Below are 11,144 nucleotides of genomic sequence, written 5' to 3'. Positions count from 1 at the left end.
CCAATACCGCTAAGTTAAGCGTCGTTTCTTCAGATGAGGGCCCGTAGGCTCGCGCCAAACGGCTGATATTCGTTTGACATCAGCCGGTTCGCGCCAGCGTCCGGGCCCCCTCATTCATGTTAACTTAGCGGTATTGGGCTAGAGCCTGCACACCAACATCACTTTCTCGTTTCGATGACGTACCGCATCAGGTCGTTGAATTCCTTGCGGCTCTTGAGTTGCCGGACCAAGTTGGCGGGCATTAGGGAGACCTTGGATTCTTTGACGTCTTCAATCTCGTCTTGGGCGATCTTGATCGGCTCGGGTTCGGCGAGGTTTCTCAAAACCATCTCGTCGTCGTTCTCCGAGATCCTCACGCCCGTGTGGACTTTGCCGTCGGCGGTCAGCACACTCACTTGTGCGTACGCCTTGTCGATCAACTTCGACGGATCGAGGATCGCATCGACGAGTTGCTCGGCGGTCAGCTTGGTCTTGAGGGTTGCCAGATCCGGGCCGAGGCGGGCGGCCCCACCCGGCGGGTCATGGCAGGCGAAGCAGGCGGCGGCGGACTGATAGAAGACCTTCTTGCCTCTTCGAAGATTTCCTTGCTCGATCGCCACCTTCACCAATTCTGCGGTCGGCGTGCCGAGCAGTTCCTCTTCCAGTGCTTGATTGGAGAATTCTGCGACGTCGGCTCCCGGATCGTTCGTCATCAGGGCTTGCTCGAGCGGGTGTTCGGCGAGCAGGTCATCGGGCGTCCAGAACGTCGAACGGCCGGTCGTCTGTTGGCGAACTTGCTTGACGCTGGCGGGACGGACCGGCGAGGCTTGATTGCCCCAGGTGTTGCGGACGAAGGTCAGCACCGCGGCCAGTTCCTCGTCGTTGAGCAACGAGCGGAACGCGGTCATCGGCGGGACGCCCCGCGAGGGGTCATAGGTTTTACCGTTGACCGTCAATTTGCCCCACAGACCGTGCAGGGTCATCTTGATCAGACGCTCTTCGCTGCCGGTAACCCAGGGGCTGCCGATCAGTGACGGATAGATATTCGCGCTTCCTTTTCCGTGTGCTAAGTGGCACGTCGCACAGTGCGATTCTCGTTGGAAAACCTCGGCGCCCAGCTTGTACACCTTGCGGTCGGCGCGACTGAGGTGCTTGGGTGGGTCAAACTTGACGAACTCCACTTCGGCCGGAGCCGCAAATCCGCTCGCCCCGGTGGCGTCCACGTTTTCCCAGAAGTGTTTGACGGTGCCCGCCGCGACGACGGCGTGCTTGACGTCGGAGCTTAACAGCGCGTCGAGCAAGGCTTCATTGCGAACGCCGTGCTGTTGGTGCAACCACAGGGCTTCGAGTAGGTGGTGAGCCTCGGTTTCGTCGTTCGGATCAAAATCTTTGATCCACTGCTGCGCCGCCGCGATCACTTCGTCGGAGTCACGGGCACTGAGTTCGACGCGGGTCCGGTGACGCACTCCATTGACCGGGTGCTTGAGGTTTTCCAGCAGTGCGGCGATCGGTTGGCCGTCAATCTTGACGGGTTCTTGCAGCGGTCGACCCTTGACCGTCAGGCGGAAGATACGTCCATGCTTGTGGTCGCGGTTGGGGTCGCGAATGTTGTGTTGCATGTGACCGATGATGGCGTTGTGCCAGTCGGCGACGTAGAGTGCGCCGTCTTCGCCGATGACCGCATCGGTCGGGCGGAAGTTGCGGTCTTCGCTATTGAGCAATTCAATGCCCGGCGTTCCCCAGACGTGTCCGAACTCGCGGTCTTTGCCGTTTCCTTCACGATCCAGGGAATACTGTTTGACACCCAGGAAGCCGATCGTGTTGCAGATCAAAAAATCGTCCTGCAGTTCTTCGGGAAAGTGCTGGGAGGATAAGATCGCGTTGGCGGCGACCGGGCGGAATTCTTTTTCCAGCAGGGTGTGCATCTTGAATCCCTTGCCTTCGGGACGCACCTGATACGACTTGCCGCCGGTGCCGTCGTTGGCGTAGCAGTAACCCCAGTAGTCAAAGCTGGTGCCGTGCGGGTTGGGCGAATTGCCGGCGTGCGGGGTGATCACAAAGGTGCGTGGGTCAAAGCGATACATCCCCGAGGCGCCGATGTTCAGATTTTGCTTCCATGGCGTTTCGTGGTTGTGCACCAGGAAAATCCCGCTCTGCCAATAGATGCCGCCGTCCGGACCGTACACCAGGTTGTTCGCCGCATGGTGCGTGTCGGCGGTGCCAAGCCCTTGCAGAATGGGATAACGCACGTCCGCCACATCGTCCCCATCGGTATCCTTCAAGAACAGCAGATCGGGGCCAGAGGTGACGATCACGCCGCCGCCCCAGAATTCGAAGCCGAGCGGATTGTGGACGTGGGCAAAGATCTTGCGGATGTCTGCGGTGCCGTCTTTGTCCGTGTCCTCAAAAATCATCAGGCTGTCGTTCATCTCCTTGCCGGGTTCCCACTTGGGATACGTGTTCCAGCTTGCCGCCCACAGGCGACCTTTGGCGTCGACCTGCATCTGCACGGGGTTGGCCAGATCGGGGAATTGAACTTCGGATGCAAACAGGTTTAATTCGTAGCCTTCGGGCACGTTGATTTTGGCCATCGATTCTTCGGGGCTCAGATAATCAATGCTGCCTTCTTTCGCGGCACTGGAGCTTTTGCTGCCCCCGCCGACGTTGGAGATCACTTTCACGGGCGGCGGGACGTTGCTGTCGTCGACGGCATATTCCTTGCCCGCGGCGGCAGCCCAAATCGCTTTGTCACGATTGGCGGTCATCACGTCCAGCATCACCAATTCGTGTTTGAGGACGTCGGCATTGCTTTGGCCGTCGACGAAGGTCAGCGTGGAGCGACCGCCCCAGATGTCGTTGCCGTCGGTGGCGTGATAGCGATTGTGCCAATGCCAATTCTTGTCCTCGACCGCGGCGTAGACATCGCCCAGGGTGTCGGCGGCCGGTGCGGCTTTGCCGAGCAATGCGGCGGAGATGATCTCGCTAAGTTTTTGGTATCCGTTGGCGTTCAGGTGGATGCCGTTGATCGTGTACCGCTCGGAACTGGACTGGAACAGCTGCAGGGTGGGTGTATAGAGGTCGACGTAGGTCGCGCCCGTTTCCGCAGCGGCTTTGCGGGTCGCTTCGCTGTAGACGGCCAGGTTCGCATTCAGCTCGTTCCCATCGGGCAGGTGCCGATCACCCGTGAATTCGTAGGCGATGGGGCTGAACAGGACAAAGCGAATCTCCTTGCCCTTTTGCTTGCGCAGATCCGTGTAGCGCTGCACCAAGTTCACCAACTCGGCCTGATAGGCATCCGCACCGCCCGGCCCCGCAAACGATTCGTTGTAGCCATAGAACGTGAACACGACATCCGGCCCGACGTGTTGCAGGTATTCCGCATCGTTGGTGAACCCCTGGTTGCGGGGTCTCTTGTTGACCATGTCGCCGGAAAAGCTCATGTTCCGAAAGCTGACATTCTTGCCCTGCAAATGGCTTTGCAGCACCGTTTCGACCCACGGATCGTGCTGCATACGGTCGGCCAGCCCGTTGCCGTAAACGGCGACCACGTCGTTGGGCTGAAATTCGAACGGTTCAGCAGCGTCGACCGAGGGGCGAAAAACCGCTGCGGACAAGACGCCGACCGCCAGCAGTGGAATGAGAGTGTTCTTCGGCATTGCAACGAGGCTGCGGATGATGTTCATGAGGCTCTTGTTGATTGGGGGCTGTTCTCAGAAGCAAACAATGCCCGTGCGGAAATCGCGGACCGTACGGAATTCGCGGGGTGGCGAACGTTGGGGGGCGGTGGGGAATTTCTGGGGGAGAACCGGAGATTGTAATCGAGACGGCGAAGCGCAGAAGGGATCGTGCCGCGCGCGGCGGAGAATCGTGACGGGGAGGGTGCGTTGGCGTCGTTGTTGGCTCCGGGGCCGCGAAAACCCTCCCCTCGCTGCGCTCGACCCTCCCGCACACGGGAGGGTTTCTTCTTAACTTGGTGCCGATGGCTGGCTGTTTTGGCGATTCACCCTCCTGGCAGCGCGGTTGATCGGGGTCTGTCCCCGGTTGGATGTTGCTATCAATGGGGGGCGATGCGTTGCGGGACGTCGGGTTGTCCGTCTTGCGGGAAGGGACGTCCCCTCGCCGCAGGCCAGCGTTCGGCGGCCGTGATTGATCTTGTCGCCACCCCGCGGGGGATTCTAGATCTGGGGCATGATCAGTCTCGCCCCAGTCCGGTCCCGCCCCTTTGGGTGGGTTGCCTTGTTACTTCTTTCGTCGTTGGCCGGCTGCGCCGGTCCGGACGTGGCGGGCACCTTCCGCACCGAGTCTCCGCCGCCCTTTTCGGCCGGCGGATCGGCGGCGATGCCGGATCGCTGGTGGACGACGTTTGACGACCCCGGGCTGAACCATCAGGTGGAGGCCGCGCTGGGCGACAATTTTTCCTTGGCGGCTGCCCTCAATCGGTTGGCTGCTGCGCGGGCGCTGACCCGTCGCGAAGCCTCGGACTTATGGCCGGACATCGACGGGGTGGCCGAAATCGGCGGTGTTTTCGGTCCCGGCAGCGATCAAACCAGTTACACGCTGGGGCTGGATACGTCCTACCAAGTGGACCTGTGGGGGCAAATCGAATCGCGGGTCGAGGCCGAGCGGCTTCGCGCGGCGGCGACCGCTGCGGACTACCACGCGATCGCACTGACGTTATCGGCCGAGATCGCCCGCACTTGGTTTTCGCTGATCGAAGCCCGCGCCCAATTGGCGCTGGTCGAAGAACAAATTGAAACCAACCGCAACGGCGTGGTCGCCCAAGAGCTGAAGTTCGGCTCTGGGGAAGTCGGCGGCCCCGACGTGCTTCGACAGCGTCAATTGGTCGAGTCGACGCTGGAGCAATCGGTGGTGGTCAAGTCCCGAATCGACGTGCTGGAACATCGGTTGGCCGTGCTGCGCGGGCAACTGCCCCAGCAAGCCAGCTTCTACACGGGGGCCCAACTGCCCGGGTTGCCGCCGCTGCCGGACACCGGATTGCCTTCGGAATTGCTGAAACGCCGCCCCGACGTGCGCCGCGATTATCTGGCGTTCATGGCGGCCGATCGCGATCTGGCATCGGCGATCAGCGCCCGCTACCCGCGTCTGAATCTGAGCGCGTCGGTACTGAGCGTCGCCGATCACCCCGAAACGCTGCTCCGCGACTGGTTTGTTGGCATCGGCGGGCAATTGATCGCCCCGCTATTTGACGGCGGACAGCGACGCGCCGAAATCGATCGCACCGCGGCCTTGGTTCGTCAGCGTTTCAACGAGTACGGCGAAACCATGCTGACCGCTTTCCGCGAAGTCGAGGACAATCTGGCACTGGAACGCTACCAGCTGGAACGATTGAAACATCTCGAAGCGCAATCGGAGTATGCCAGACAGGCCTCCGATCAGCTACGCCGACGCTACCTGTTTAGGGAGGCCGACTACCTGGATGTGCTCAGCGCGACCACGGCCGAACAAAGATTGCAGCGCGAAACACTGGCCGCCCGACTAGACTTACTGCTCATCCGTGTCGCGCTGTACCTGGCGTTGGCCGGAGATTTTGAAACCCGTCCGCAAGAGCAGTTAGAGTTACAGGGGTCGGCAGTGGCTGAAGAAGTGTCCGTCGAGCAGGCGAACGGCGGCTCGGAGAGTGAGTCGCTGCCGGAGCCGGCCTCCGAACTGGAACAACTGCTCAGGTCCGTGGAGCCGTTCCCCGCTCGCGATGCAAATGAATGACGCCCCGCAACGACGCCCCGTTTGGCGTTGGCTCCGCTTGATCGCCAATGTGCTCGTTTGTATGGCGATTCTCGGCGCGTCGGCGGCCGCCATCGTCGTGATCAATCGAACCGAACCCACCGCGCAAACGATCAATGCCACCCGCAAGTCGGCCGCGCTGGTTGAAACAATCACGGCGCGTCGCGGAACGTACCGTCCCCGCTTGTCCGTGCTCGGCACCGTCCAGCCCGCTCGGGATATCGTGCTCAGCCCACGCGTCAGCGGACAAGTGATCGAGCTTTCACCCCGATTCGTTCCGGGCGGAATGGTCCGCGAAGGTGACTTGCTGCTGCGCATCGATCCGGCCGACTTCGAAAACGCCCTGTCGATCCGCAAGAGTGAATTGGAGCAAGCCCAAGCCTCGCTGGAGATCGAGCAGGGGCGGCAGAGCCTGGCCGAAAAAGAACTCGCCCTGTTGGAAGGAACGATCGGCGAGGCCAACCGCTCGCTGGTGCTGCGCGAGCCCCAAATCGCATCGATCCGAGCCGAATTCAACGCGGCCAAGGCGGCGGTCGAGCGGGCCGAGTTGGACCTGGAGCGAACCCGCGTGATGGCCCCCTTCGACGCCCAGATCCTGAGCCGTTCGGTCAACGTCGGTTCGCAGGTTTCGCCCGGCGACGAGCTGGCCCGACTGGTCGGCATCGAAGAATATTGGGTGATGGCCGCCGTCCCGGTACGCAGCTTGCCCTGGATCGAGTTTCCCAAACCCGGCGATCAGGAAGCATCCGAAGCGGCTGGTTCCGCCGTGCAGGATTCGACCGTGCAGGATTCGACCGTGCAGAATTCGACCGTGCGGTTGAGAAACCCCGGCTCGTGGCCCGAGGGAACCGAGCGGGTGGGGCAGATCGCGCGGATGATCGGCACGCTGGATCAACAGACCCGGTTGGCCCGCGTCCTGGTCACCGTACCCGATCCGCTCGGGCAATCGTCCGACGCCCCACCGCTGATTTTGGACACGCTGATCGAGACAGAAATCGACGGCAAACCGATCGAAGACGTGGTACGACTGGAACGAAAACTGGTCCGCGATAGCGACACGGTCTGGGTGATGAAAAACGAACGGTTGGAGATCCGACAAACCGACATCGTGTTTCGCGACGCCGACTACGCCTACATTCGCAGCGGTCTCGAGGATGGCGAAGAAGTGGTCGTGACCACGCTGGCGACCGTTGCCGACGGCGTCGGGCTGCGCAGAATCAACGACGCATCGGATCCCGAGGAATTCATCGGCGTGGAGTCGGCTCCGTGAAGCAGCCTGCGGTGAATCAAGAAACGGTGACTCCAGAATTGGTGACTCCAGAGTCGGCCGCCCACCCGTCGACCGGCGGGGCGATCGCTTGGATGGCACGCAATTCGATCGCTGCCAATCTGCTGATGATCATTCTGCTCGGAGGCGGAGTGTGGTCGGCCGCCGTGATCCAGAAGGAAGTCTTTCCACAATTCGAACTGGACATCGTCGAAGTCCGCGTCGACTATCCCGGCGCCGCGCCGGAGGAGGTCGAACAGGGGATCTTGCGACCGATCGAGGGTGCCGTTCGCTCGGTCGAAGGCATCCGCGAAATCACCAGCGAAGCACGGGAAGGCCGGGGCGAGGTGCTGATCGAAATCGTCGCCGGCCAGCAACGGATGAAAGCGTTCCAGGACATCGAGCAAGCGGTCAGCCGGATCCGCACCTTTCCCGATCAGATCGAACAGCCTGAGGTCCGCTTGCAGTCCGAACAGCGTGAAGCGATGCAGGTGGCGATCTACGGCCCCATCGATGTGTGGTCCTTGCGCAAGTTGGCCGAACAACTGCGGGACCAGTTGCAGGCCCACGACCAGATCACGCAAGTTGAACTGCGACGGGTGCCGGCCTACGTCACCCACGTCGAGATCCCGCGTCAACGGCTGCGCGAGTACGGGCTGACGCTACCCGACGTGGCGGACATCATCCGAACGTCCAGCCAAGATGTGGCCGCCGGTTCGGTGCAAACCAGCGGCGGAGAGATCTTGCTGCGGGTGAAGGCTCGCAAGCAGTGGGCCGATGAATTTGCGGCCATGGAGATTGTCTCCGGGCGCGACGGCCCGGTCGTCACCCTCGGTGACATCGCCACCATCCGTGACGGATTCGAAGAAGTCGGCTTTCATTCCCAGTTCAGCCAAACGCCGTCGGTGGAGCTGGACATCTTTCGCACCGGTTCCCAATCGCCGACCGACGTTGCCGATGCGGTCCATCAGACGATGCAAGACTTCGAAGGCGTCTTGCCCCCGGGCGTGAAGTGGCGGATCGATCGCAACAACGCCGAAGAGTTTCGTCGCCGCTTGAATCTGGTGTTGAAAAACGCGGTGATGGCGGTCTGTATCGTGCTGTTGATCCTGGCATTGTTTCTCGAAATGCGACTTGCGTTTTGGGTGATGATGGGCATGGCCGTCTCGTTCATCGGCGGGATCTTGTTGCTGCCCTTGGCCGATGTCAGCATCAACATGATTTCCCTGTTCGGGTTTCTGGTCGTGTTGGGCATCGTCGTCGACGACGCCGTGGTGGTCGGCGAAAACGTCTACGAAAAACGACAGGACAGCGATGACGACGAGCAAGCCGCGATCGATGGAACCCGCGAGGTCGCCGGTCCGGTCGTCTTCAGCATCCTGACCAACATCGTGGCCTTTGTCCCGCTGATGTTTATTCCCGGCGAAACCGGCAAGTTTTGGGGGCCGTTGCCGGTCGTCGTGATCCTGGTGCTGTCCCTGTCGCTGGTTGAATCGCTGTTTATCTTGCCCGCACACCTGGCGCATGCACGTGCCGGCGGACGAAAAGGCCGTGGCTTGGGGGCCACACTGCACCGCGGTCAACAGGCATTCGGCCGGGCGTTCAATCGCCTCGTCGAAGTCGCGTTCCGCCCCGTCCTGATCGGCTGCTTGCGATTTCGCTACATCACCGCCTCGACCGCGCTGGGCCTGTTCTTGGTCGTCGGCGGCTACGCCACCAGTTCCCACATGGGCATGATCCTGATGCCCGAAGTCTCCGCCGATGAAATCGAAGCCGGTGTGCGAATGCCGGTCGGGACCACACCCGCCCAGGCGGCCGCGATCGCCAAAGCCGTGACCGATGCCAGTCTGCGGATGTTCGAAGAGCACGACCTTTACAAAGTCGCCGAGGGCATCAAGACCAACGTCCGTGGAGAGAGCTTTATCGATGTGGAAATCGTAATGAAGCCGCCAGACCAACGCGACATGACCGCCGCTGAAGTGATCGAACTGTGGCGCGAATCGATCGGTGACCTGCCGGGCGTCAGCCAAGTCACGTTCGAAGCCGAACGCGGCCCCGGCGGCTACCGTCGCGCGATCAGCATCGACCTCAGCCACAGCGACATCGGCGTTTTGGAAAAAGCCTCCCAAGCCTTGGTCGAGCGATGTGAAAGCTTTGCCAACGTCCGCGATGTCAGTGACAGCTACAACAAGGGCAAGGTTCAATACGACTTTCGGCTCCGCCCCGAAGGACGCGCGCTGGGGCTGACCGATGAGGAACTGGGCGAGCAGCTTCGCGGCGCGTTCTTCGGTTCCCTGGCGCTGCGTCTGTTGCGTGGCACCAACGAAATCGAAGTCCGCGTCAAGTTGCCCGAGGAGCAGCGTGAAGACATTTACAACCTCGAAGACATGATCATTCGCACGCCGTCGGGGGCCGAAGTGCCGCTGCTGGACGTCGCGGAGCTCGAGCAATCGCTGGCCTTTCGATCGATCGACCGCCGCGACGGCAGACGGGTGATCAACGTGTCGATGGATGTCGAACCCAAACGCGCGGTGACTCAAGTGATCGAAGCGCTGCGCACCGAAGCGCTGCCCCGGTTGCGTGCCGACTACCCCGGCATCACCTGGAGTTTTGAGGGCAGTGACGCGGAGATGCGCCAGGCGACCGCATCACTCTGGGGATCGTTCGGTCTCGCCCTGGCGGTGATCTATTCGTTGTTGGCCATCGCGTTTCGCGGCTACGTTCAACCGTTGATCGTGTTGGTCGCGATTCCGTTCGGGATCGTCGGCGCGGTGCTCGGTCACATCCTGCTCGGCTATGACTTGTCGCTGGTCAGTCTGATGGGCGTGATCGCCCTGTCCGGCGTGGTGATCAACGACTCGTTGATCATGATCGACTATGCCAACCGCCGACGCGTGGAAGGTCGCTCGGCGTTTGAAGCGATTTCTCAAGCCGGGCTACGGCGATTTCGCCCGATCCTGTTGACGACGCTGACCACCTTCGGCGGGTTGATGCCACTGATTTTCGAAGACTCCTTGCAAGCCCAATATATCATCCCGATGGCGATCTCACTCGGTTTCGGCATCCTGTTCGCCACCGCCATCATCCTGGTCCTGGTCCCCTGCCTGTACCTGATCCTGGAAGACATCCAGACGGTCCTCCGCGGCAAGCCAGCCGACGGTCGACGAGCGTCTTAGCGGAACGGCGCGAGCGGGCTGTCGCTTTTGTGAGCCGCGACGCGTAAGCGNNAATCGACAGCCCGCGAGCCCTCCGGTGCCGCGAGACCGGAGGGCTTGCGCCTTGCCGCTACCCATCGGACGATCGACCGTTTACTCACGCTGCCGAAAGCGTTTGCGATAGGCCAGCGGCGTCATGCCGGTGAAGCGGCGAAATCGTTTGGTGAAGTGACTCTGGTCAAAGAAACCGACCGCGACCGCAATCCCGGTGATCGATTCGGAGGTTCGCGTCAGTCGGTCGCGCGCCTCTTGCATGCGACGCGACAGGATGTATTCCGTGGGCGACATGCGCAGGACGCTGCGAAAGCGATGGTTGAATTGCGACGTCGATAAACCGGTCATCGCGGCCAAGGCTTTCATCGAAATCGTCGTCGCATAATGCTCATCGATGAATCGAATCGCGGGTGCCAACTCGCTGAAGAACGACGCTTCTTCGGCCGGCGTCGCGATCGGGTACATGGCACCGGCGATCCCGATCACCCCTCTCTCGGCCGAAAACAGCGGCGTCTTGGTCGAGACGTACCACTGCGGGGTGCCGCGGACGTGTGGCACCAACCAGACCTGGTTGGGAATCGCGCGTTTCAATTGCATCACACGACGGTCTTCGGCGTGATAAGCATCGGCCAACGCGGGCGGTTGAAATTCGCTGTCGGTTCGCCCGTAAAGCTCCTCGACGTCGGTCAAACCGAACACATCGGTCAACGTGCGGGGGTTCACCGCGATGTACCGCTGCAGGCTGTCCTTGGCATAAAACAGCACCAGCGGCAGCGACTCGAACAGGTCGATGACACTGCGTACGCCGGGGTTTTCCCCCAGAAATGCTTCGCTGAATGCTCTGCCGGTGGTTGCGGGGGCCGAATTCGCCATCGGACGTCAATTGTATTAGTGACGGATTTGATCGCAGCGGTAGGCACCAAGACTATTGCAGCGCGAGCCCTCTC

The 11,144-nt window shown here is 61.3% G+C and carries 5 protein-coding genes; 3 read left to right on the top strand and 2 right to left on the bottom strand.

Features of this window, described 5'->3' with window-relative positions; genetic code table 11:
* Positions 1-158 precede the first annotated feature (158 nt).
* Positions 159-3,635: a PVC-type heme-binding CxxCH protein gene (locus NZK35_RS11510; protein WP_259632680.1), complete on the bottom strand. Its 3,477-nt coding sequence runs from the start codon at positions 3,633-3,635 to the stop codon at positions 159-161.
* A 580-nt stretch (positions 3,636-4,215) separates the two neighbouring features.
* Here NZK35_RS11510 and NZK35_RS11505 point away from each other — a divergent pair.
* From NZK35_RS11505 to NZK35_RS11495, 3 genes are all read left to right on the top strand, one after another.
* The gene (locus NZK35_RS11505) at positions 4,216-5,703 is read left to right on the top strand and encodes a TolC family protein (RefSeq protein ID WP_259632679.1); all 1,488 of its coding nucleotides are present in this window, start codon (positions 4,216-4,218) and stop codon (positions 5,701-5,703) included.
* On the top strand, positions 5,696-6,991 hold the full coding sequence (locus tag NZK35_RS11500; RefSeq protein WP_259632678.1) for an efflux RND transporter periplasmic adaptor subunit: 1,296 nt from the start codon (positions 5,696-5,698) through the stop codon (positions 6,989-6,991). Before NZK35_RS11505 ends, NZK35_RS11500 begins: the two co-directional genes overlap by 8 nt.
* Positions 6,992-7,083: 92 nt before the next feature.
* The gene (locus tag NZK35_RS11495) at positions 7,084-10,164 is read left to right on the top strand and encodes an efflux RND transporter permease subunit (protein ID WP_261364667.1); all 3,081 of its coding nucleotides are present in this window, start codon (positions 7,084-7,086) and stop codon (positions 10,162-10,164) included.
* 132 nt (positions 10,165-10,296) lie between these two features.
* Here the strand turns inward: NZK35_RS11495 and NZK35_RS11490 are convergent, their stop codons facing one another.
* The gene (locus NZK35_RS11490; RefSeq protein ID WP_259632676.1) at positions 10,297-11,070 is read right to left on the bottom strand and encodes an AraC family transcriptional regulator; all 774 of its coding nucleotides are present in this window, start codon (positions 11,068-11,070) and stop codon (positions 10,297-10,299) included.
* Between the last annotated feature and the right edge of the window lie 74 nt (positions 11,071-11,144).

Source organism: Stieleria sedimenti (assembly GCF_025060895.1).
Taxonomy (GTDB): domain Bacteria; phylum Planctomycetota; class Planctomycetia; order Pirellulales; family Pirellulaceae; genus Stieleria; species Stieleria sedimenti.
Note: the sequence above shows the minus strand (reverse complement) of the source record. Positions and strands in the feature narration are given on the sequence as shown.

What these genes read in the sequence shown, in the direction of transcription:
- NZK35_RS11510 (WP_259632680.1), bottom strand. Translation starts at nt 3,635, where the DNA reads ATGCCGAAGAACACTCTCATTCCACTGCTGGCGGTCGGCGTCTTGTCC.
- NZK35_RS11500 (WP_259632678.1), top strand. Translation starts at nt 5,696, where the DNA reads ATGAATGACGCCCCGCAACGACGCCCCGTTTGGCGTTGGCTCCGCTTG.
- NZK35_RS11495 (WP_261364667.1), top strand. Translation starts at nt 7,084, where the DNA reads ATGGCACGCAATTCGATCGCTGCCAATCTGCTGATGATCATTCTGCTC.
- NZK35_RS11490 (WP_259632676.1), bottom strand. Translation starts at nt 11,070, where the DNA reads ATGGCGAATTCGGCCCCCGCAACCACCGGCAGAGCATTCAGCGAAGCA.